This is a genomic window from Streptomyces sp. NBC_00286 (assembly GCF_036173125.1).
Classification (GTDB): Bacteria; Actinomycetota; Actinomycetes; order Streptomycetales; family Streptomycetaceae; genus Streptomyces.
Window position 1 is genome coordinate 7,304,828 of record NZ_CP108054.1, and the last position, 22,172, is coordinate 7,326,999.

Annotated in this window: 18 protein-coding genes; 8 read left to right on the forward strand and 10 right to left on the reverse strand. The window is 69.0% G+C overall.

What is annotated here, in order from left to right:
- Window positions 1-10 precede the first annotated feature (10 nt).
- The 4 genes from OHT21_RS33105 to OHT21_RS33120 all read left to right on the forward strand — a co-directional run bounded on the left by OHT21_RS33105 (window position 11) and on the right by OHT21_RS33120 (window position 6,131).
- A complete protein-coding gene (locus OHT21_RS33105; RefSeq protein ID WP_328771932.1) occupies window positions 11-3,436 on the forward strand; it encodes an RHS repeat-associated core domain-containing protein in 3,426 nt (1,141 codons plus the stop codon).
- Between the two features lie 417 nt (window positions 3,437-3,853).
- Window positions 3,854-4,024, forward strand: coding sequence for a hypothetical protein (locus OHT21_RS33110; protein WP_328771933.1), 171 nt, complete (start codon window positions 3,854-3,856; stop codon window positions 4,022-4,024).
- Window positions 4,025-4,559: 535 nt separating this feature from the next.
- A complete protein-coding gene (locus tag OHT21_RS33115) occupies window positions 4,560-5,096 on the forward strand; it encodes a hypothetical protein (RefSeq protein WP_328771934.1) in 537 nt (178 codons plus the stop codon).
- A gap of 201 nt (window positions 5,097-5,297) precedes the next feature.
- Complete coding sequence (locus tag OHT21_RS33120; RefSeq protein ID WP_328771935.1) at window positions 5,298-6,131, forward strand: EI24 domain-containing protein; 834 nt, start codon at window positions 5,298-5,300, stop codon at window positions 6,129-6,131.
- Window positions 6,132-6,173: 42 nt separating this feature from the next.
- Here the strand turns inward: OHT21_RS33120 and OHT21_RS33125 are convergent, their stop codons facing one another.
- Together OHT21_RS33125 and OHT21_RS33130 are read right to left on the reverse strand one after the other, a co-directional pair.
- A complete protein-coding gene (locus tag OHT21_RS33125; protein ID WP_328771936.1) occupies window positions 6,174-7,436 on the reverse strand; it encodes a pyroglutamyl peptidase in 1,263 nt (420 codons plus the stop codon).
- 158 nt (window positions 7,437-7,594) lie between these two features.
- Entirely contained in the window at window positions 7,595-8,182 is a 588-nt protein-coding gene (locus OHT21_RS33130) for a TetR/AcrR family transcriptional regulator (RefSeq protein ID WP_443050464.1), read from the reverse strand.
- Window positions 8,183-8,289: 107 nt separating this feature from the next.
- Here OHT21_RS33130 and OHT21_RS33135 point away from each other — a divergent pair, with 107 nt between their 5' ends.
- On the forward strand, window positions 8,290-10,845 hold the full coding sequence (locus tag OHT21_RS33135) for a glycoside hydrolase family 3 protein (protein ID WP_328771938.1): 2,556 nt from the start codon (window positions 8,290-8,292) through the stop codon (window positions 10,843-10,845).
- 42 nt (window positions 10,846-10,887) lie between these two features.
- On the opposite strand, the gene OHT21_RS33140 is transcribed toward OHT21_RS33135, so the two are convergent.
- Window positions 10,888-11,811 (reverse strand): SGNH/GDSL hydrolase family protein, encoded by a 924-nt coding sequence (locus tag OHT21_RS33140; RefSeq protein WP_328771939.1) that lies wholly within the window; start codon window positions 11,809-11,811, stop codon window positions 10,888-10,890.
- A gap of 199 nt (window positions 11,812-12,010) precedes the next feature.
- Between OHT21_RS33140 and OHT21_RS33145 the strand changes: the two genes are divergently transcribed.
- On the forward strand, window positions 12,011-12,505 hold the full coding sequence (locus tag OHT21_RS33145) for a DUF3145 domain-containing protein (protein WP_328771940.1): 495 nt from the start codon (window positions 12,011-12,013) through the stop codon (window positions 12,503-12,505).
- 124 nt (window positions 12,506-12,629) lie between these two features.
- On the opposite strand, the gene OHT21_RS33150 is transcribed toward OHT21_RS33145, so the two are convergent.
- The 5 genes from OHT21_RS33150 to fasR all read right to left on the reverse strand — a co-directional run bounded on the left by OHT21_RS33150 (window position 12,630) and on the right by fasR (window position 17,596).
- A complete protein-coding gene (locus OHT21_RS33150; RefSeq protein WP_328771941.1) occupies window positions 12,630-13,901 on the reverse strand; it encodes a beta-ketoacyl-[acyl-carrier-protein] synthase family protein in 1,272 nt (423 codons plus the stop codon).
- A gap of 111 nt (window positions 13,902-14,012) precedes the next feature.
- Window positions 14,013-14,261, reverse strand: a complete 249-nt coding sequence (locus tag OHT21_RS33155) for an acyl carrier protein (RefSeq protein ID WP_152775753.1) — start codon at window positions 14,259-14,261, stop codon at window positions 14,013-14,015.
- A gap of 77 nt (window positions 14,262-14,338) precedes the next feature.
- Entirely contained in the window at window positions 14,339-15,370 is a 1,032-nt protein-coding gene (locus OHT21_RS33160) for a ketoacyl-ACP synthase III (RefSeq protein WP_328771942.1), read from the reverse strand.
- 16 nt (window positions 15,371-15,386) lie between these two features.
- Window positions 15,387-16,301: an ACP S-malonyltransferase gene (locus OHT21_RS33165; RefSeq protein WP_328771943.1), complete on the reverse strand. Its 915-nt coding sequence runs from the start codon at window positions 16,299-16,301 to the stop codon at window positions 15,387-15,389.
- An 89-nt stretch (window positions 16,302-16,390) separates the two neighbouring features.
- On the reverse strand, window positions 16,391-17,596 hold the full coding sequence (fasR, locus tag OHT21_RS33170) for a fatty acid biosynthesis transcriptional regulator FasR (protein ID WP_328771944.1): 1,206 nt from the start codon (window positions 17,594-17,596) through the stop codon (window positions 16,391-16,393).
- A gap of 85 nt (window positions 17,597-17,681) precedes the next feature.
- On the opposite strand from fasR, the gene OHT21_RS33175 reads away from it, so the two are divergent.
- Both OHT21_RS33175 and OHT21_RS33180 read left to right on the forward strand, forming a co-directional pair.
- Complete coding sequence (locus OHT21_RS33175; RefSeq protein ID WP_328774313.1) at window positions 17,682-18,335, forward strand: pirin family protein; 654 nt, start codon at window positions 17,682-17,684, stop codon at window positions 18,333-18,335.
- A 94-nt stretch (window positions 18,336-18,429) separates the two neighbouring features.
- On the forward strand, window positions 18,430-20,697 hold the full coding sequence (locus OHT21_RS33180) for an MMPL family transporter (protein WP_328771945.1): 2,268 nt from the start codon (window positions 18,430-18,432) through the stop codon (window positions 20,695-20,697).
- On the opposite strand, the gene OHT21_RS33185 is transcribed toward OHT21_RS33180, so the two are convergent.
- Entirely contained in the window at window positions 20,669-21,484 is an 816-nt protein-coding gene (locus OHT21_RS33185) for a serine hydrolase domain-containing protein (RefSeq protein ID WP_328771946.1), read from the reverse strand. The two genes, OHT21_RS33180 and OHT21_RS33185, sit on opposite strands and share 29 nt — an antisense overlap.
- 19 nt (window positions 21,485-21,503) lie before the next feature.
- On the reverse strand, window positions 21,504-21,974 hold the full coding sequence (locus OHT21_RS33190) for a GNAT family N-acetyltransferase (RefSeq protein WP_328771947.1): 471 nt from the start codon (window positions 21,972-21,974) through the stop codon (window positions 21,504-21,506).
- Between the last annotated feature and the right edge of the window lie 198 nt (window positions 21,975-22,172).

The following is a 22,172-nucleotide window of genomic DNA, read 5'->3' on the forward strand; positions in this document are numbered from 1 at the left end:
TCACGGCAACATGTACTCACGCACCAAGAGCACGCCGCGCAGACGTACCAGACGCATCGTGATCGCCTCATCGGCTGTCCTCGCGCTCACCGTTTCGGCGATGCCGGCGATCGCCGCGCCGGACGAACCCGACAGGCCGGTCTCCGTGTGGGGCAAGGACGGCGAAAAAGCGAAGATGCCACCGGTGAAGGTCGGCACGACCAAGGCGCCGAAGACGGTCAAGGAGAAGGTGCCGGAGCAGCTGACGCGGTGGCGGGCAGCGCAGGAGGACCGCGCTCGCACCGGCGAGGTGCCGCGCAGCGCCAGGGCGGCGATCGAGGCGGTCGTGCCCGAGGGCCGGGGGCAGGTCCCGTTCCATCAGATCTCCGATGTGCGGGTCACGGACTCGCTCGTGGCGCGGGTGAACTACTCCAACGGCAACCTGATGCTCGCCGCGACGGACTTCCAGGTCGCCGGGGTCGACAAGTCGCTGCAACTGACGAGGACGTACAACTCGCTCGACGCCCCGTGGGGGAAGGTTTCGCAGCGCTGGTGGGCCAACTACGAGCGGTATCTGCAGATCGAGGGCGATCGGGTGGTGCTGTACGACGCCACCGGCGGATCGGTGTCCTTCACGAAGAAGGCGGACGGTACGTACGCGACCCCGAAGGGTTACCGTCTGGATCTGGAGAAGACGTCCGGCGGCGAGTACACGGTGACCGAGCGCGGCTCGGGCATGAAGGACACCTACAGCGCCTCCGGCACGCTGGTGAAGGTGAGTGACCGCAACGGCGGCCACATCCTCATCGACCAGCACGACGAGGGCACCGAGCACAAGGGCTTCAAGCTCACCGAGTCCCGCTCCGGCCGCAGTATCGACATGGTCAAGACCGACGCGTCGCAGTGGCAGGCCAAGGACAACACCGGCCGCACCGTGGTCTACGACTTGAATCCGGCCGGGGACCTGGCCAAGACCACCGACGCCGAGGGCAAGGCCACCTCCTTCGGCTACGACGCCGACCGCCGCCTGACGAAGATCACCACCCCGGAGGGCCGGGTCACGGTCTTCACCTACGACAGCAACAACCGCGTCACCTCCATGAAGCGCGCCACCGGCTTCAACGACTCCGGCGAGACCGGCCCCACGTACACCTACGCCTACACCGCCGACGCGCCGGGCAAGGCCGGGGTCACCACGGTCACCGACCCGGCCGGGAACCAAACAAAGTACACCCACACCGCGGACGGTTCGGTCACCAAGGTCACCGACGCTCTCGGCCGGAACCGGGAACGCACCTACGACGCCAACCTGAACCTGGAGACGGCGACGGACGCCATGGGCGCCGGCTCCGACCCGGCCAACGTCATTGCCTACGGCTGGGACACCCGCTCCAACCCCAGCAGCCTGAAACTGCCCACCGGCGCCACCGCCTCGCTGACCGGCTACCGGACGATCGCCGGGGCGGACGTCCCCGGGAAGATCAAGAGCGCGGACGGGGTGGAGGTCAGCTACAGCTACGACTCCGCGGGCAACACCACCAAAGAGACCGTGGCCGGAGCGGACGGCGGCACCCGCACCTTCACCTACAACCCCGCCGACCCCAACTGCGGCGGCTTCGAGGGCCAGCGATGCGAGGTGAAGGACGCCAACGGCAAAGCGACCAAGTTCCACTACGACGCCAAGGGCAATCTGACCAAGGTCACCCCGCCCGGTCCGCTGGGCGAGACCACGTACACGTACGACAGCGCGGGCCGGCCGGAGACCGTCACCGACGGCCGGGGCACCAAGACGGTGTACGTGTACGACAACCGTGACCGGATCACCAAGGTGTCCAGTACGAACTTGACCGTCACCTACGCATGGGACGGCGACGGCAACCTCAAGCAGCGCTCGGACGCCACCGGCATCACCAAGTACGACTTCGACCCCCTCAACCGGGAAACGATCCGTACCCTGCAGGACGGCTCCCAGACCGTCCTCGAATACACCCCCGAGGGCAACGTCGAGTCCTACACCGACCCATCGGGCACCGTGGAGTACACGTACAGCAAAACCCACAACCTGCTGTCCCTCACCGACCCGCAGGGCAAGAAAACGACGTACGACTACAACGCCAACGACGCCCGCACCAAGACCAGCCTCCCCGCGGGCATCACGGAGACGATCACGCGGGACAAGTCCAACCGGGCGACACGGATCACGGCGACCTCCGAGGCGGAGGGCACCATGATCGACCTCGCCTACAGCTACGCCTACACCAGCGGCGGCGAAACCGTGGACGGCACGCAGATCCGCACCCGCACCGACGCGGTGGACGGCCTGAAGCGGACCTACGACTACGACTCCGCCGGACGCCTCAAGTACGCCAAGGAAACCGAAGGCTCGACGCTCAACAACAGCTGGTTGTACTGCTACGACAAGGCAGGCAACCTCACCTCCCAGAACGGCAACCTCCCGGCCGCCCGGAAGGCCCGGGCCGAGGACACCTGCCCCGGAGGCAGTGCCTACACCTACAACGACGCCTCCCAACTCACCGCCGTAAACGGTGACACCAGCGGCTGGTCGTACGACAAGACGGGCAACGAGACCGCCGCCCGCCCCACAGGAGAAACCGCGCGCACCAGTACGTGGAACGACCTCTCCCAGCTCACCGACATCACCCAGGGCGGCCAGGACTACAAGGGCCGCTACGCCTCAACCGACCAGTCCGAACGTACCCAGTTCGGCGGAATACTCTTCCACAACGGCCCGGTCGGAATGTCGGCACAGACCAGCGGCGGGGTGGACATGAACTTCACCCGCGAGCCGTCGGGGAACCTCCACTCCTTCCGCACCAACAAGCCCGGTAGTGAGGGGACGTACTACTACCTCACCGACGGACTCGGCACCGTCGAAGCGGTGGTCGACTCCCAGGGCGAGAAGGTGAACTGGTACTACTACAGCCCGAACGGCATCACCAGCGCCACCGAACGGGTATCCCAGCCCTACCGTTACGCGGGTGGCTACCAGGACCCGACCGGCCTCTACCACAACGAGGCCCGCTACTACGACCCGAACGTCGGCCGCTTCACCCAGCCCGACCCTGCGGGCCTCGAAGCCAACCCGTACCTCTACGCCTCCGGGGACCCCGCCAACCTCATGGACCCCAACGGCACATGGGGCATACCCAAATGGGCAAAGAACACCTGGAAGAAGCACAGCGGCGCTATCATCGGAATTGGTGTCGCAGCCGGGTGCAGCTTCGCCAGCGGCATGACCGCAACAGCCGCTTGCGTCATCATTGGATCGGGTGTGGCTGGCGCGGTAGCCCACCATGCCTCGGGGAAGAACCAGACCGTAGGCGGGTATTGGTCGGCGACCTGGCAGCCAATGGCATGGGGGCTTGCCGGTAGCTTCGCGGGGAAGCTCGGCCCTACGGTAAACCGGTGGAGGGCCGACCGGAACCTTCCCCTCTGAGGGAGTAGAACGGTCTGATGAGATCTCCGAACTCAAGAGGCCTGATGGCTCGGATCGCTGATGCCTACTGGCGCTTCGAGAAACGCTTTAGCCACCCGCCCACCAGAAGTCAAAGATTCTCTGCGAGGCATCCCACGCTCATTGGGGTGCTCGTAGGGGTGGTCATGTTTGCCGTCTGGCTTCTCGTATACCTTGGTGCGGGGAATGGAGTCATCCACAGTATTCTGTTCTCTCTCCTAGGGGGGGGCCTCATGGGCGCGGTCTTTGGCGGCTCCTGCCTCCTGGAAAGAAAGCGCCAGCAGAAGCTGTTCGGAGACCCCTGAACTCCATGGGGTACAAGGGCGGTTAGCAACCCTCCGGTGAGCAATGTACGTGGCACCCCAGGGTCAGGGAGCGGTACAACCGCTCCCTGACCCTGTGGTGCCTTATCGTTTCGTCCAGTTCGTGGACCCGTCCTACCCGCAACCGGCCCTGTTGTTCGCCCTGATCTACCAGGCGATCAGCGTCAGTTACGTAGCTCTGCTCATCGTCAGCAGCACTTACCTCTCGACTCAGTGCCGCCCCGACGCCGCATCTCGGCTGGCCTGACAAGCGGCGCAGGCGCCCTGTTCCTGGGCTTCGCGACAAAGCTCGCCACCACGGGCAGCTGAGGGACCCCCCGGGGGGAGGGGAGGGGCGCGGGCCCCAACGCTCACCAACCAGCGAGGTCCAACGGGTGCTGATCACGCGGGAGCTGAGGCTCGCCGGCTGACCAGACGGCTCAGACAGCTCCGACGGCTCGGGAAATGGCCAAGAGCGACCGTGGACATGAACTTCATCCGCGAACCGTCCGGAGGCTTCAACTCCTTCCGCACAGGAGGGGAGACGTAATTACTACCTCACCGACGCACTCGGCACGGTCGAGGCTCACCGTCCCCAGCGTGGTCGGACAGGTGGTGTTCTCCACCGCAGCTCTGGCCATCGCCGTCCGTGCGTTCCTGCCAGAGAAGTACGTGAAAAGAAAGATGAGTTCGGAATCGCTATGTTCGCCAGTTGGGCGAGCGTCGGACGCCGTTGACCATCCCTGGGGGCCGGTGCGCATCGATCACCGCGCACCGGCCCCCAGGTTCCCAAAGGAGTACCCGTGGGTGACATGGACATACGCGTCAAACGGGCGGCGAGGCGCGGAATGCGTGCCCGTCTCATCCTGATCGTCTGGCTGTGGGCCATCATGCCTGTACTGATGGTTGTCCTGAACAAAACCCTCGGGCTCAGATCGGACCCCGTCTTCTTCGCCCTCTTGTTAGGCACATGCTCCCTCATCTACCACAGCGGACAGTCGTGGAAGGAGAGCAGCCGGGTACAGGAGCTCCTTGACGAGGGCGAGTCCCCGGTCGTGGTGTTCCCGGCCCGTCGTCCTCACACCGCGGCACCATGGCGCACGGTCCGTGGCTGCTTCGTCGTCCTCACCGAACGCAGGGTCCTGGTGTTCACGTACAACAAGCTTCTCGATATCCCGACCGGTGTCTTGTTGGTGGCCGACCGGAGCGAGAGTTCTGCCGAGCTGCGAGTGGACGGACGGCTCCTGACCGTCACGAGTCAAGGCACAGGAACGGCGTTCGGTGTAGCGGAACGACGCAGGACGGCGACAGCACACTTCGTGTCCGCACTCGGCGCATGACGCGACAGGGCAGTTCCGAGCTCGCGCCCCGCGGCGTGTGTCTCGCCGCCGGAGTACTGCGGAATGCGGCAGCCGGTGGGTGCATGTCTCCACCGTGCCGACGTACGCGGGCCAGCCGCACGGCCCCTGACCGAGGCGTACCCGGCGGCAGGAGCCCCGCCTCCGGGTAGCCGGGAACGAAGACCCCGATAAGGTGCCCCCATGCATGATCTGCGCGTGGGGTTCGGCTACTTGGGGCAGGGGCAGCGTTGGGTTGCCCGGCATGGGAAGCAGTTCGGGTTCGGGCTGATCCCGGGGCTCATCACGCTTGTGCTGTATGCGGCCGCGCTCGTCGGCCTGGCCGTGTGGGGTACGGACTTCGTGGCCTGGGCCACCCCGTTCGCCGATGACTGGGCGAGCCCCTGGCTGGGCCTCTTCCGAGGGTTCCTGACGGCAGTCCTTTTCGCGCTCGCGCTCCTCCTCTCCGTCGTCACCTTCACCGCCGTGACCCTGCTCATCGGGCAGCCCTTCTACGAGAAGCTCTCCGAGTCCGTGGACCGGGACGTCTCGCCGGACGGGACGGCGCCCGAGTCGGGGCTCTCGTTGTGGCGGGAGTTGGTGATCTCGGGGCGGGACAGTCTCCGGATCGTCGTCCGGGCGGCGGCATGGGGCGTGTTGCTCTTCGCGCTCGGGTTCATCCCGTTCGTCGGGCAGACCGTCGTGCCGGTGATCGGGTTCTTCGTCACCGGGTTCTTCCTGACCGAGGAGCTGACGAGCGTCGCGATGCAGCGCCGTCGCGTCGAACTCCGCGACCGCCTCCGCCTGTTGCGCGCCCGCAAGGCCCTGGTGTGGGGCTTCGGCACCCCCCTCGCCCTCGCCTTCGTCGTACCGTTCGTCGCCGTGTTCCTGATGCCCGGCGCGGTCGCGGGCGCCACACTGATGGCCCGCGACCTGCTGGGCGAGCAGACGGAAGACGGAGAAGGAGAAGGAGAAGACGAGGGCGAGAGCCAGGGCCAGGAGCCAGGTCAGGTCCGGGGCGGCTCCGTCACCTGGTGACCTACCAGGGCACCGAACCGACCTGCCAGGACGCGTCCTGAATTACCTGGACCCCTCCGCCGCCACCCTCACGATCTCGCGGATCTGCCCGATGATGTCCAGCCGGTTCTGGACGAACTGCGGATCCGTGACCGTACCCGTCGCCGGATCCGTGTTGCCCGTGCCGAACTGCAGCACCGGCGTGTGCACATGCCCGCCGGGCAGCGAGCCGCGCAGGCCGAGGTGGTCGCGCAACAGCGTCGCCCGGTACGCGATCTCGTTGGAGAGGTAGTCCCCGCCGCCTCCGGCCCGCGCCGTCGAGCCCGGCGTCGGACCCCCGGGACGTACGACCGGATCCGTACCGCCCGCCGGAATCTCGGTCACCTCCGTGTTGTCGTACACGGGGAAGCGCCCCGTGCTCGCGGCCACAATCTCCTTGTACGGCAAGGTCGTTGACGTCCACTGCGGCTGCGAGGCCGGGTCGTTCACCGGGATGGTCTCCGTGCGCGACAGGTTCTCGTTGTCCGGGAAACCGCCCCGCCAGGCGCCATTGGTGCGCTCGACGTCGAAACGGCCCACCCGGCCCTGGCTGACCGTGGTGAACAGGTCGACCCGGGGGAGGTACGGACGCAGCGTCCGCTCCACCGTTCCCTCGGTGAAGTCCTGCCAGCGGACCGGGAAGAGCGCCGTCTCGATACGGGCCGGACCGTCGGCCGTCTTGATCACCGTGCCGTCGAGGGCGAGGGCCGTAGCTCCCGACGGGTTGGAGATCCGCACGTCCCGGTCCAGCGTGAACGGGTCGAAGCCGGTCACCAGGATCCGCTTGACACCCTTACCGCCCTTGCTGCCGTGCGGATAGCGGATGGTGTCCTGACCACGCGAGGTCCGCTCAAGCGAGGCCAGCAACCCAGCGCGTTGGGCCTCGGAAAGGCCGAACTCCGGCTCCCACTGGCGTACTTCCCGCGTCATCCCGAGCCGCGCCCAGTACAGCGGCCGGTCGTCGTCCCGCGAAAGATCGCCACCCGCCGGACCCCGCCCCTGCGCCCGGTCCACGGCCCGCCTCCACAGCCGCGAACCCTGCCGTACGACCACCCGCTCGGCCTCCGCATACGACCGCACCTTCCCCAGCGCCCGCGCCAACTCCGGTGCCACCGCGTCGAATCCGGAACGCCGCAGGATCTCCTGGGGCGCCGCTCGGTCGAGTCGCAGTTCCTCCACGGTGGGCGCGGCCTTGGGTTCCTCGACAGCCAAGGCAGGCGGAGTCGCGAGGCCCGCGAGAACGGCCGCCAGTCCGAGGGCGCCAAGCCGAACACGTATATAACTCAAGGGAGTTCAAGTCCTTCCGTCACGCGAAACGCCGGGTGGCGGAAGTATCGCGTGACGGATGGGGCGTACGCCACGGGGCCACGGTCGCCGAAACAGCGCCGAAACCATCAGCCCCCGGAAGCCGTCATCCCCCGGAAGCCGTCAGGCCCTCAAATCCCTTAACTCCCCTTCTCGCCAAGCAACGTGAGGAAGTCCCGGAACGCACCCGCCATGTCCACCTTCTCCGGAGCCAGCAGCCACTGGTACTGAAGCCCGTCCATCACCGCGACGAGCAGCGGGGCCGCCCGCTCCGGAGTGAGTCCGCTCGGCAGCCGCTCGCCGTATTCGGAGCGCAGAATCCCCGCCATGTTTGCGCGCACATTCTCGTACCGTCCGGTGAAGAACTCGCGGGCCGGATGCTCTTCCGTGACGCTTTCGCCGAGCAGGGCCGAGAAGGTCTGCACGATGCCCGCCCGCATCGAGTTGTAGTCGACGAGCGAGGCGAGCAGGTCGAGCCGCCAGTGGGAGTCCGGCAGCGCGTCCCACTGGTCGCGCTCCTCCAGGACGGCGACGAGCATGGCCTCCTTCGTCGGGAAGTAGTGCAGCAGGCCCTGCTGGGTGAGTCCCACCCGCTCCGCGACCGCACCGAGACTCGCCCCCCGGTAGCCACGCTCGGCGATCACCTCCAGGGCAGCCCGGAGGATCTCCGCGCGCCGCTCGGCACCCCTGATGGCCCTGGTCGTCGACATATCTCCACCGTAAATCATGCACATGAAGATTCACATAACGGCCAGATTACGGAACCTACCTATCTACAGGTAACACGTGCACGATGGACGGACGGCACGGACGTCGTCAATGAGGAGGCACCGGCATGGCGGGAACGCAGGGTAATCAGGGCAACTCCGGGTCGCATCACGGCAGTTCCCAGGCGAACCAGGGCAACGCCCAGCCGAACCAGGGCAACGCCCAGGCGCACCAAGGCAACCCGCCGGCCGACGAGCCCACCCGCCCGGCCGACCAGGCACGCGAGGCCGTGGTCGAAGCCGCGCTCGGCAGGCTCGACCTCGACGCGAAGGCGCGGTTGCTCGCCGGTCAGGACATGTGGTCCCTGCCCGCGTTGCCCGAGATCGGCCTCGAGTCCCTGGTCATGTCCGACGGCCCGATCGGCGTACGAGGCGTGCGCTGGACCGCCGACGACCCGTCCGTCGCGCTGCCGTCCCCGACCGCCCTCGCCGCCACCTGGGACCCCGGACTCGCCCGCAGGGCAGGCGTGTTGCTCGCCCAGGAGGCCCGCCGCAAGGGCGTGCACGTCCTGCTCGCGCCCACCGTCAACCTGCACCGCTCGCCGCTCGGCGGGCGCCACTTCGAGGCGTACAGCGAGGACCCGTATCTGACGGGGCGGATCGGCACCGAGTACGTCCGCGGTGTGCAGGCGGGCGGCGTCGGCACCACCGTCAAGCACTTCGTCGCGAACGACGCCGAGACCGAACGCTTCACGGTGAACAACCTGGTCTCCGAACGCGCCCTGCGCGAGCTCTACTTGGCCCCCTTCGAAGTGATCGTCGCAGGCGCCCGACCCTGGGGCATCATGACCGCCTACAACTCGGTCAACGGCACGACGATGACCGAACACCGCCGGCTCGTCGACGAAGTCCTGCGCGGCGAATGGGGCTTCGACGGCATCAACGTCTCCGACTGGACGGCCGCCCGGTCCACCGTCCCCGCCATCGAGAGCGGCCTCGACATCGCGATGCCCGGCCCGCAGACCGTGTACGGCGACGCGCTCGCGCAGGCCGTACGGGACGGGCGGGTCGAGGAGGCCACCATCGACGCGGCGGTACGGAACGTGCTGCGCCTCGCCGCCCGCACCGGCATCCTTGAGGGCGCCGAGCCCGCCGTAACCGAGCTGCCCGGACCCGTCGACGGCGAGGCCCTGGCCCGCGAGATCGCCCGCCGCTCCTTCGTGCTCGTACGCAATGAAGGCGCCCTTCCCCTCCCCGAAGGACACCGAGTCGCCCTGATCGGCGCCGCCGCCCGCGACGCCCGCGTCCTCGGCGGCGGCTCCGCCACCGTCTTCCCCGCCCGGATCGTCTCCCCGCTCGACGGACTCACCGCCGCCCTGCCCGAGGGCACCCTCACGTACGCGGTCGGCGCCGACCCGAATCAGGAACTCACTCCGGCCGACCAGGGGTTCGAGCTGCGCGCCGTCTGCCGGGACGCCGACGGCAACGTCATCGGCACCGGCTCCGCGCCCAACGGTCATATCCAGTGGATGGGTTCGGACCTCCCCGACGGCGTCACCCACGCCGCCCTCCACACCGTCGAGCTGACCGGCACCTTCACCCCGCGCGAGAGCGGCGCGCACACCTTCGGCATCAAGGGCCTGGGGGCGTTCACGCTCACCATCGACGGCACCACGTACTTCGACGACGTCCAGCGCCCGGAGTCGGACGACCGCTTCGAGTCGTTCCTCCGGGCCCCGACGCCCCGCGCGCAGGCAGAACTGATCGCGGGCGAGCCCGTCGACGTCACCCTCACCTACGTCCTCGCCCTCCCCGAAGGCATCCCGATGCCGGTCGTCACCTTCACGCTCGCCCACCGGGAGCCGCAGCGAGACCCCGACGAACTGATCGCCGAGGCGGTCGAAGCCGCCCGCGCCGCCGACACCGCCGTTGTCGTGGTCGCCACCACCGAACTCGTCGAGTCCGAGGGCTTCGACCGGAAGGACCTGCGCCTCCCCGGCCGCCAGGACGACCTCGTCCGCGCGGTCGCCGCCGCCAACCCGAACACCGTGGTCGTCGTCAACTCCGGCTCCCCGGTGGAACTTCCCTGGCGCGACGAGGTCGCCGCCGTCCTCCTCGACTGGTTCCCCGGCCAGGAAGGCGGCGCCGCACTGGCCGACGTGCTGACCGGCGCGTACGAACCGGGCGGCCGACTCCCCACCACCTGGGGCTCCCTGACGGACGCCCCGGTCACCCAGGTCACCCCGGTCGACGGCGAACTCCCGTACAGCGAGGGCGTGTTCATCGGCTACCGCGCCTGGCAGAAGGAGGGCAGGACTCCCTCGTACGCCTTCGGTCATGGCCTCGGCTACACCGACTGGACGTACGAGTCGGTCAAGGTCGAGGGCAGCACCGTCACGGTTCGCGTCACCAACTCCGGTACGCGCACGGGCCGCGAGGTCGTCCAGGTCTATCTCGCGCCGACGGAGACCGACTCCGAGCGGCCGGTGCGGTGGCTCGCCGGTTTCGCGGGTGTCGAGGCCGCGCCCGGTGAGACCGTCGAGGTCAGCGTCGAACTTCCGCGCCGCGCCTTCGAGATCTGGGAGGAGACCGCTGACGCGTGGGCGTTCGTGAAGGGTTCGTACGAGGTGGAGGCGGGCCGGTCGATCGCGGACCTACGGGTCACGACGACGATCGACGTGTGACGGCAGCGGGGCCCTTACGGGCCCCTGCGCGCGCCTCGTCCGTCAGCCGGAGCCGGTCGGCAGCTTCAACTCGTCCGGCTTCGGCGCCGTCACCACGCGATACGCCATCTCCGCCAGCAGCTTCTGGCCGCTCGTACTCGGGTGGAACCAGTCCCAGGTGCTCAACTGTGGAGTCTCGAACCGGTACTTGTAGACGGCTCCGCCGTCGAAGCGGCACCGCTCGTCCTTCTCGCACACGTCTTTCAGAACGGCGTTGTACTCCTTGACCCGGTCCTGCACCTTGTCGCGCCGCGAGGTCGCCGCCGTGCCCAGGTCATCCGGGTCCGCCAGCATCGAGGAGCAGATGCCCAGCTTCCACATCCGCTTGCTGAGCTCGCTGGTCCGGCCGATCGACCACAGCCGCTTCAGATCGGGCACGCTCGCCACGAACACCTGGGTCTTCGGCGACGTCTCACGCAGCGTGGTCATCGCGTCCACGAACTGGGCGCGGAAGTCCTTCACCGAAGTCATCGCGTCCACCGTCGGCTGGCAGGCGTCATTGGCGCCGGCCAGCACCGTCACCAGGTCCGGCTTCTTCGTCGCCGCCTGAGCCAGTTGGTCGTCCACGTCGGCCATCTGGGCGCCGGTCTTCGCGTAGTTCCAGCTCCGCTCGGCGGCCCCGGTCTTCCCGAGCAGCCGCACCGCGAGGCTGTTGACCTTCGCGTCGGTGCCGGTCGCCCACGAGACCGCGGGGCAGTCGGTCAGCACCTCGCAGGCGTCGAAGGCGCGCGTGATGGAGTCGCCGACCGCGGCGATCGACTTCGGGGCAAGGTTCCAGGCAGGGGGCTCCGGCTTCGACCGCGAGGTGCTGGTGGGGGCTGCCGCGTTGCCGCCGACCGCGTCGCAGCCGGCTGTCCCCACGATGCCGAGAAGCGCCGCCGCCGCTGCGGCGGCAACTGCACGTGATCGGTAACCACGTTTCCGCATCCCCGGATCTCCTCGCTAATCGTGCAACGGTAACCCGTAATACGGGCGTCCCCCCGAGTGAACCTCAGTGTTTTCGGGGCGCTGGGACCGACGGTACGTCACCCTCCTTGCGCCCTCGCACGGTAGCCTCGCCACGTGGCTGCCCCGCCACCGAGGTTCCGCCAAGTTACAAGATGCAATGCTCTGCCCGGAGGTCCCAGTGACGACACGTGGAGTTCTCTACGTGCACTCCGCGCCGCGCGCGCTGTGCCCGCACGTCGAATGGGCAGTCGCGGGCGTGCTCGGCACACGCGTCAACCTCGACTGGATCCGGCAGCCCGCGGCGCCGGGCACCTGGAGATCCGAGTTCTCCTGGCAGGGCGAGTCCGGCACCGCCTCCAAACTGGCCTCGGCACTGCGCGGCTGGCAGATGCTGCGCTTCGAAGTCACCGCCGAGCCATCCGCCGCCGCGGAGGGCGAGCGCTATAGCTGCACCCCTGACCTGGGCATCTTCCACGCCGTCACCGGTATCCACGGCGACATCCTGATCCCCGAGGACCGGCTGCGCGCGGCCCTCGTCCGCGCCCAGAGCGGCGAGACGGAACTGGAGTCCGAACTCACCAAGCTCCTCGGCAAACCCTGGGACGACGAGCTGGAGCCCTTCCGGTACGCGGGCGAAGGGGCGCCGGTTCGCTGGCTCCACCAGGTCGTCTGACGCCGACTCGAACACGCGCGAAGGGCCCCACCAGACGGTGGGGCCCTTCGTCACGTAGACGCACATCACACGACGTACGACCGGAAATCGATCTCCGGCGGCCGGAAACAGCCGGACAGAAGTACTAGACGGTTCGGAACGCCAGCACCACGTTGTGTCCGCCGAAGCCGAACGAGTCGTTCAGCGCGGCGATGCGGCCCTCGACGGGGAGCTTGCGAGCCTCGCCGCGGACGACATCGGCGTTGGCCTCGGCCTCCGGGTCGAGGTTCTCGATGTTGATGGTCGGCGGGGCCACCCGGTGGTACAGGGCGAGCACCGTCGCCACCGACTCCACGCCGCCCGCGCCACCGAGGAGGTGACCCGTCATCGACTTGGTGCCGGAGACCGCGAAGTGGTCGGTGTCGTCACCGAAGACCTTGCGCAGCGCCTTCAGTTCGGCGACGTCGCCGGCCGGGGTCGAGGTGGCGTGCGCGTTCACATGCACGATCTCGGCCGGGTTGAGGTCCGTGTTGTCGAGCAGGTTCTGCAGGGCGTGCGAGATGCCGAGGCCCTCGGGCTCCGGCTGCACGATGTCGTGGCCGTCGGCCGAGATGCCCTGGCCCACCGCCTCCGCGTAGACGCGGGCACCGCGCTTGGCGGCGTGCTCGGCCGACTCGAGGACGATGACGCCCGCGCCTTCACCGAGGACGAAGCCGTCGCGCGCCATGTCGTAGGGGCGCGAGGCACCCTGCGGGTCGTCGTTGTTCTTGGACATCGCCATCATGTTGCCGAACGCGGCGATGGGCAGCGGGTGGATCGCCGCCTCCGTGCCACCGGCGACGACCACGTCGGCGCGGCCGGTGCGGATCATCTCGATCGCGTAGCCGATGGCCTCGGCGCCCGAAGCGCAGGCGGACACCGGGGTGTGCACGCCGGCGCGGGCACCCACGAGGAGACCCACGTTGGCGGACGGGCCGTTCGGCATCAGCATCGGAACGGTGTGCGGGGAGACGCGGCGTACGCCCTTCTCCTTCAGTACGTCGTACTGGTCGAGGAGCGTGGTGACGCCTCCGATGCCGGAGGCGATGACCGCGCCGAGGCGGTTCGGGTCGACGTCAGCGCCCTCGCCGGCCTTGTCGGTGTAACCGGCGTCCGCCCAGGCCTCCTTGGCCGCGATCAGCGCGAACTGCGCCGAGCGGTCGAGGCGGCGGGCCTGCGGCCGGGGGATGACCTCGGTCGGCTCCACGGCGACCGGGGCCGCGATACGGACCGCCTGCTCGGCGGCCCACTCCTGCTCCAGGGGCTTGACACCGGAACGACCGGCGACCAGACCCTCCCAGGTCGAGGCTGCGTCGCCACCCAGCGGTGTGGTTGCGCCGATACCGGTGACGACCACGGTGCGATTGGTCGGGCTCACGGGAATTCTTTCTCCAACGTTTACGAGGATCAGCGGCGCCACCGCCGGGTGGCGGGGCCTTCGGGGGCCCTTGGTGAAAGGACCCCCAGCGCCCTGGGCTCAGCGGCCTGCTCAGCCCTGGTGCTTGAGGATGTACTCGGTGGCGTCGCCGACCGTCTTGAGGTTCTTGACGTCGTCGTCCGGGATCTTGACGTCGAAGCGCTCTTCGGCGGCGACGACGACCTCGACCATGGACAGCGAGTCGACGTCCAGGTCGTCGGTGAAGGACTTGTCCAACTGGACGTCCTCAACCGGGATCCCGGCGATCTCGTTCACGATGTCGGCGAGACCGGCGACGATCTCTTCCTGAGTGGCGGCCATGTGAGGCGCTCCTTCGTAGATATCCAGAGGGTGTGGCGGTTCCCGACCGGGTCCGAGACGGACCTGGCACGGGGTGCCTAGGGGAGGGTAACGACCGTCGCGGCGTACACGAGACCCGCCCCGAAGCCGATGACGAGCGCGGTGTCGCCGCTCTTCGCCTCGCCGGTCGCCAGGAGCCGCTCCATAGCGAGCGGGATCGAGGCGGCCGAGGTGTTGCCGGTGGTGCGCACATCACGCGCGACCGTGACATGCTCCGGCAGTTTGAGTGTCTTCACCATCGAGTCGATGATCCGCTCGTTGGCCTGGTGGGGAATGAAGACGTCCAGGTCGTTCGCGGTGATTCCGGCCGCGTCCAGCGCCTGCTGAGCGACCTTCGCCATCTCGAACACGGCCCAGCGGAACACCGCCTGGCCCTCCTGCGTGATCGCAGGGAACTTGATCTCGCCCTTGGAGTCCAGGGGCAGTTGGGACACGTCGCCGATCCGGTACTTGTCCCACGGCACGGTCTGCTTGATCGTGTCGGACTTGTCGCCCTCGGAGCCCCAGACCGTCGGGCCGATGTGCGGCTCCTGCGATGGGCCGACGACGACCGCACCCGCACCGTCACCGAACAGGAAGGCCGTTGCCCGGTCCTCCAGGTCGGTGAGGTCGGAAAGCCGCTCGACGCCGATGACGAGTACGTACTCCGCCGAGCCCTCGACGACCATGCCCTTGGCGAGCGTGAGGCCGTAGCCGAAGCCCGCGCAGCCCGCCGAGATGTCGAAGGCGGCGGCCTTGTTCGTGCCGAGCTTGTCGGCGATCTCGGTGGCGACGGCCGGGGTCTGGCTGAAGTGCGAGACGGTCGAGACGACCACCGCGCCGATCTGCTCGGCCGTGATCCCGGAGTCGGCGATCGCCTTGCCGGAGGCCTCGATGGACATCGCGGCGACGGTCTCCTCGGCGGAGGCCCAGTGACGGGTCTCGATGCCGGAGCGCGAGCGGATCCACTCGTCGGAGGAGTCGATCGTCTCGAGGATCACCTCGTTCGGCACGACCCGGGTGGGACGGTAGCCGCCCACGCCCATGATCCGGGCGTACGGGGCGCCCTTGCTGGGCCTGATCTTCGACATGCTCTCGGGCTCCTTCTCAGGCAGCGTGCTCGGCGATGAGCTCGCGAGCAGCGTCGAGGTCGTCAGGGGTCTTGAGCGCCAGCGTCTTCACACCGGGCAGGGCGCGCTTGGCGAGACCGGTCAGCGTGCCGCCCGGGCACACCTCGACCAGCGCGGTCACGCCCAGCTCCTTGAAGGTCTCCATGCACAGGTCCCAGCGAACGGGGTTGGCGACCTGGCCGACCAGGCGGGACAGCACCTCGGCGCCGGTGGCGACAGCCTGGCCGTCCTTGTTCGAGACGTACGTGATCTTCGGGTCGGCCGGGGTCAGTTCCGCCGCGGCCTGCTCCAGGCTCGCGACCGCGGGGGCCATGTGGTGCGTGTGGAAGGCGCCCGCGACCTTGAGGGCCACGACGCGTCGTACGCCCTCGGGCTTGTCGGCCTCGAGAGCGGCCAGCTCCTCCATGGTGCCGGCGGCGACGATCTGACCCGCGCCGTTCACATTCGCCGGGGTGAGGCCGAGCTTCTCCAGATGCGGGATCGTCGTCTCGGGGTCACCGCCGAGCAGCGCCGACATGCCGGTCTCGGTGATCGCGGCGGCCTCGGCCATGGCAAGACCACGCTTGCGTACGAGTCCCAGGGCGGCTGCGTCGTCCAGTACGCCCGCGAAGGCGGCGGCCGTGATCTCGCCGACGCTGTGGCCCGCGACGGCACTCGGTGCCACCTCGCCGAGCGCGGACGCCGACAGGAGTCCGGCCGCGACGAGGAGCGGCTGCGCCACCGCCGTGTCACGGATCGCGTCCGCGTCGGCCTGCGTGCCGTAGTGGGCGAGGTCGAGGCCGATGGCGTCCGACCACGCGCCGAGACGGTCGGCGGCGCCGGGGAGTTCGAGCCAGGGGGTCAGGAAGCCGGGCGTCTGGGCGCCCTGGCCGGGAGCGACGAGTACGAGCACTCTCACACTCTCTCTTGTGGACGGCCGACGCCGCCCGTGGGGACAGGGACGAAGAACAGCAGGGGGTTTTGTGGGGCCCCGACAAAAGCCTAGAGCTGGGGATCTCCATCGGCCAGACGCCCCAGGATCAGGGCGATGCGGAGTGTGAAGGCGGATCGTACATCGGAGGGTGACCAACCGGTGACGTCAGTCACACGTCGAAGCCGGTAGCGCACGGTGTTCGGGTGAACGAAGAGCATCCGCGCGGCGCCCTCCAGACTGCTCGCCTGCTCCAGATACACGCTCAGAGTCTCCAGGAGAGCGGACCCGGCCTCCTCCAGCGGTCTGTAGATCTCCTCCACCAACTGCTCGCGCGCCGCGGGGTCGCCGGCGATCGCGCGCTCCGGCAGCAGATCGTCGGCCAGCACCGGCCGCGGGGCGTCCTGCCAGGCAAAACACGCCTTGAGTCCGGCGGCGGCGGCCTGCGCGGACCGGGTCGCGGCGAGCAGATCGGGCACGACGGGCCCCGCCACGACCGGTCCCGCCGCATACGGCCCGATCAGCGACTTGGCGACTCCCAGCGGATCGTCACTGCCACCGGCGATGACGACGAGCCGGTCGCCGAGGACTCCGGTGAGGACCTGGAGCTTGGCGTGCCGGGCGGCCCGCCGGATCGCCTCCACGGTCAGCTCGCTGTCACCGTCGGGGGCCGTGCCCAGCACCACGCACACATGCTCGGGCGAGTTCCAGCCGAGCGCCGCCGCCCGGCTGACGGCACCCTCGTCGGCCTCGCCGGACAGGACGGCGTTGACTACCAGCGACTCCAGCCGGGCGTCCCAGGCACCGCGTGCCTCGGCGGCCTGTGCGTACACCTGGGCGGTGGCGAAGGCGATCTCGCGGGCGTACACGAGGAGGGCCTCGCGCAGGAGGGACTCGTCGCCGGGGGCCGCGACCTCCTCGATCGCGGACTCCATGACCTCGATGGTCGTACGCACCATCTCCACGGTCTGGCGCAGCGTGATCGCCCTGGTCAGCTCGCGGGGGGCGGTGCCGAAGACGTCGGTGGAGATGGCCTGCGGGGCGTCCGGATGCCGGAACCACTCGGTGAAGGCGGCGATACCGGCCTGGGCGACGAGCCCGATCCACGACCGGTTCTCCGGAGGCATCGCCCGGTACCACGGCAGCGTCTCGTCCATGCGCGCGATGGCCTGCGCGGCGAGACTGCCGGACGACTTCTCCAGCCGCTTCAGGGTCGCGGAGTGCGCGTGAGCGGCGTGCGCAGCGGCTTTGGTGGCGTGGGATTCGGGTTCGGGCACGGGACAAGACTGCCTTATCCGGACGGGAGTGTGCGGCGGCGGGTCTCAGAAGACGGGCCGCCGCGGGTCTACGGTGGGCTGCGTGATGGACGTACGGCGCTCCGGCGAGCGCTACCGCGGAGGCGACCCGGCGGCCGGGATCGAGTCCCTGCACGCCTTCTCCTTCGGCCCCTTCTACGACCCCGACAACCTCCGCTTCGCCGCGATCATCGCCTGCAACGAGGAACGGCTCGCCCCCGGCGCGGGCTTCGACGAACACCCGCACAGCCACACGGAGATCGTGACCTGGGTCGTCTCGGGAGAACTGACGCACCGGGATTCGGCGGGCCACGAGTCGGTGGTCCGGCCCGGGGACGTGCAGCGGCTCAGCTCGGCGGGAGGCGTACGGCACGTCGAACGCAACGACGGGTCTGAGCCGCTGGTCTTCGTCCAGATGTGGCTCGCTCCGTTGTCGCCGGGCGGCGATCCCGCGTACGAGATCGTCCACGGAATCGCGGACTCCACGCCGTACGCGGTGCCGGAGGCGGGGGCGATGCTGCATGTGCGGCGGCTCGGGGCAGGGGAGCGGACGGCTGTGCCGGACGGGGCGTACGTCTACGTCCATGCTGTACGGGGCGAAGTACTGCTCGACGGCACGGAGTTGGGCCCGGGCGACTCGGCGCGGCTCACTGATGCGAAAGACCTGGAAGCGGTGGGCGTGAGCGCGGCGGAGCTGCTGATCTGGGAGATGGCCGGCTAGCGGCTGTTGGACAGGCGTGGGGCCCGAGATGCGGGAGTGATCCAAGAGGCGTCCAATGGACGGGTCGGACACTCGCTCGGCAGAAACCGGGGCCATGGCCAACCGCGAAGGCACAGGGGGGCGGGGCAAACCACCGAGAGGGGGTCTGCGACGTCTGGGGGAGTGGTGCGCCCGCCACTTCGTGATCGTGATCGTCGCCTGGCTGGTGGCCCTCGGCGGGCTGCAGGCGCTGAACCACCTCCACGGCGGGACGTACTCCGACGACTTCGCCCTGTCCGACGTGCAGTCCGAGGAAGGCCTGGACGTCCTGAAGGAGCACGATCCGCAGGCCGGCGGCTACAGCAGCCAGATCGTCCTGCACGACGACAAGGCCCTGACCTCGCTCGGCTCGCAGATGTCGACCACCATCGCCGACCTGCAGAAACTGCCGCACGTCCTGTCCGTGCAGAACCCACTCGACGCCACCTCCTCAAAGGTCGGCCCGGTGTCCTCCGACGGGAGGACCGCCTACGTCACCATCCGCTTCGACGAGCAGCCGTCCCTCCTCGGCGACGGCTACCTCGACGGAGTCGACGACGCCGTCGAGCCGCTCAGGGACGCCGGCGCCGAGGTCGAGTACGGCGGATCGCTGGGCGAGCTGGCGCGACCCGACGCCGACGACCGGGTGAGCGAGCTGATCGGCTTCGCGGTCGCCGTCGTCGTCCTGCTCATCGGCTTCGGCAGTGTGATCGCCGCCGGACTGCCCTTGATCACCGCGCTGATCGGCGTGGTCGGCGGACTCGCCTGCCTCGGGCTGCTCGCCATCGCGTTCACGTTCGCCACGGTGTCACCCACCCTCGCCACGATGATCGGCCTCGGCGTCGGCATCGACTACGCGCTCTTCCTGATCACCCGTCACCGGCAGAACCTCATGGACGGCGCCGACCCGGTGCGCGCCGCCGGCCACGCCAACGCCACCAGCGGACGTGCGGTGCTCGTGTCCGGTACGACGGTGATCGTCGCCCTTATGGGGCTGTGGGTGTCCGGCGTGAGCTTCATCGGCAAACTCGGCGTCGCCGCGGCGGTCACGGTGGTCTCGGCCGTCCTCGGCGCACTCACCCTGGTCCCGGCCCTGCTCGGCCTGATCGGCCGCCGCATCGACCGCTACACGGTGCGCCGCCCGGTCGCCGAATCCGGTGCCGAATCCGGTGCCGAGGACGGTACCGAGGCCCATGGCACCTGGCACCGCTACGCCCAGCGCGTGGAGCGCAGACCCCTGCGGTTCCTGGCGGCGGGCCTCGCCACCATCGCGGTGCTGGCCATCCCCGTGTTCGCCATCCAGCTCGGCCACATCGGCGACGGCGCCGACCCCACGTCCTTCACCGACCGGCGGGCCTACGACCTGATGACCGACGCGTTCGGCCCCGGCTCCAACGGGCCCCTCACCGTCGTCATCGACCAAACCTCCGTACCGGACTCACAGCGCTCGGATCTCGCCTCGCACGCCCAGCAGACTTTGAACGGCGTGTCCGGAACCTCCTTCGTCACGCCGCTGACGCCGACGAAGGACGGAGACGTCCTGCTCGGCACCGTCTACTCGGCCGAGTCCCCGCAGAACGCGGACACCACGGACCTCGTGAACCGGCTCGTCGACGACACCCTGCCCGCGGCGGTCTCCGGCACCGACGCCAAGGGCTATGTCACCGGGACGACGGCCGCGCAGGTCGACTTCCGCGACATCGTCGCGAGCCGGCTGCCGCTGATCATCGGCGTGGTGGTCGCCCTGGCATTCCTGATCGTCCTCGCGGTCTTCCGCGGCCTGCTCGTGGCCCTCAAGGCGGCCGTCCTCAACGTCCTGTCGATCGCGGCCTCGTACGGCGTCGTCGTCGCCGTCTTCCAGTGGGGCTGGGGCGGGCCCGCGATGGGCGTCAACGGCAAGGTGCCCATCGAGAGTTATGTGCCGATGATGATGTTCGCCATCATCTTCGGACTGAGCATGGATTACGAGATCTTCCTGCTGTCCCGCGTGCACGAGGCCTGGCTGCGCACGGGGGATGCCAAGGCCTCGGTTGCCCATGCGCTGGAGATCACCGCGCGCGTGATCACCTGCGCGGCACTGATCATGGCGAGCGTCTTCGCGGCCTTTATCGTCAGCGACAACATCGTGGTCAAGATGCTCGGCCTGGGCCTCGCCGTCAGCGTGCTCATCGACGCCACGGTGGTCCGCCTGCTCATGGTGCCCGCGGTACTGACCCTGCTGGGCCGGCACGCGTGGTGGACGCCCCGGTGGCTGGACAAGGTCCTGCCGCACATCGACACGGAGGGAGAGGGCGAGACCCCCGCGGCCGACCGCGCTACAGCTCGGCCAGTACCGCGTCCGTGAACGGCGTCCAGGCCTCGATCGCCCACGGCCCGAACGCCCGGTCCGTGAGAGCCGCGCAGGCGACCCCCGCGTCCGGGTCGATCCAAAGGAACGTACCGGACTGGCCAAAGTGGCCGAAGGTTCGCGGGGAGGACGAACTCCCCGTCCAGTGGGGCGACTTGGAGTCCCGGATTTCGAAGCCCAGCCCCCAGTCGTTGGGGTTCTGGTGGCCGTACCCCGGAAGGACACCCTTCGTACCGGCGTACTGGACCGTCATCGCCGAGGCGACCGTCCGCGGGTCGAGCAGCCGCGGCGCCTGCACCTCGGCCGCGAAGCGAACGAGATCGTCGACGGTAGAGACACCGTCCTTGGCGGGCGAGCCGTCGAGCGCAGTCGACGCCATGCCCAACGGCTCCAGCACCGCCTGCCGCGCATAATCCGCGAACGCGAAGTCCGTCGCCTTCGCGACATGGTCCCCGAGCACCTCGAACCCGGCGTTGGAGTACAGCCGCCGCTCCCCGGGCGCCGACGTCACCCGGTGCTCGTCGAAGGCCAGTCCGGAGGTGTGCGCGAGGAGATGGCGAACCGTGGAGCCAGGCGGACCCGCCGGTTCGTCCAGCTCGATCGCCCCCTCCTCGTACGCGACCAGCACGGCGTACGCGGCGAGCGGCTTGCTGACCGAGGCCAACGGGAAACGGTGCCCGGTCGGGCCGTACGACCCGAGGACCGCACCGTCCGCACGCACGACGGCCGCGGCGGCGGTGGGCACCGGCCAGTTCTCGATCAACGCCAGGCTCTTGAGGGACATGCGTACGAGGTTATGCGGCTCAGAACGTCAGCCGCATCGAGGGGTCCGGCTTGCGTACGAAGCCCAGCGACGCGTACAGCGGCTCGGCTTCGGCGGAAGCGTTCAGATCGACCTGGGCGGCGCCCTTCTCTCGGAACCAGTCCAGGAGGGTCTCCATACAGGCGCGGGCGTAACCGCGGCGCCGCGCGTCCGGGTCGGTGGCGACGCTGAACACGTACCCGACGGCCCCGTGCGGGTTCCCCGCCCGACCGATCCGGTACTCGATCGTCCCGACCGCGAGCGCCGCCAGCGCGCCGAGCCGCGAAGGGTGGTCGACCACAAAGGCGGCGAACTCGCCCTCGGCGTCCGCGAGCCGGGCGCGCAGCGTCGGCAGGGACTCGGCCTGCCACTCCGTGGAGGAATCGGTCGCATGGACCGAGTCGATCATCACCTGACGCAGCCGGAGCACTTCCTCCGCGTCCTCGGGGGTGGCACGGCGTACGAGACTCATGCGCCGCACGCTAGGCGCTTCGCCGGAGGAACGGCAATGAGCCAGCGGGTCCGGTGGGGGCTGGTCGCTCCCCCACTCTCGGCTGCTCCCCCACTCTCGACTCCGCTCGAGCGGGGGGACCCCCATGAGCGGGGGGACCCCCATCGCGGCGGAGCCGCACATGTCACAGCCCCGCGCCCCTTACGGGCGCGGTACGCG

What these genes read in the sequence shown, in the direction of transcription:
- OHT21_RS33105 (WP_328771932.1), top strand. Translation starts at nt 11, where the DNA reads ATGTACTCACGCACCAAGAGCACGCCGCGCAGACGTACCAGACGCATC.
- OHT21_RS33120 (WP_328771935.1), top strand. Translation starts at nt 5,298, where the DNA reads ATGCATGATCTGCGCGTGGGGTTCGGCTACTTGGGGCAGGGGCAGCGT.
- OHT21_RS33130 (WP_443050464.1), bottom strand. Translation starts at nt 8,182, where the DNA reads ATGATTTACGGTGGAGATATGTCGACGACCAGGGCCATCAGGGGTGCC.
- OHT21_RS33135 (WP_328771938.1), top strand. Translation starts at nt 8,290, where the DNA reads ATGGCGGGAACGCAGGGTAATCAGGGCAACTCCGGGTCGCATCACGGC.
- OHT21_RS33140 (WP_328771939.1), bottom strand. Translation starts at nt 11,811, where the DNA reads ATGCGGAAACGTGGTTACCGATCACGTGCAGTTGCCGCCGCAGCGGCG.
- OHT21_RS33155 (WP_152775753.1), bottom strand. Translation starts at nt 14,261, where the DNA reads ATGGCCGCCACTCAGGAAGAGATCGTCGCCGGTCTCGCCGACATCGTG.
- OHT21_RS33160 (WP_328771942.1), bottom strand. Translation starts at nt 15,370, where the DNA reads ATGTCGAAGATCAGGCCCAGCAAGGGCGCCCCGTACGCCCGGATCATG.
- OHT21_RS33175 (WP_328774313.1), top strand. Translation starts at nt 17,682, where the DNA reads ATGGACGTACGGCGCTCCGGCGAGCGCTACCGCGGAGGCGACCCGGCG.
- OHT21_RS33180 (WP_328771945.1), top strand. Translation starts at nt 18,430, where the DNA reads ATGGCCAACCGCGAAGGCACAGGGGGGCGGGGCAAACCACCGAGAGGG.
- OHT21_RS33185 (WP_328771946.1), bottom strand. Translation starts at nt 21,484, where the DNA reads ATGTCCCTCAAGAGCCTGGCGTTGATCGAGAACTGGCCGGTGCCCACC.
- OHT21_RS33190 (WP_328771947.1), bottom strand. Translation starts at nt 21,974, where the DNA reads ATGAGTCTCGTACGCCGTGCCACCCCCGAGGACGCGGAGGAAGTGCTC.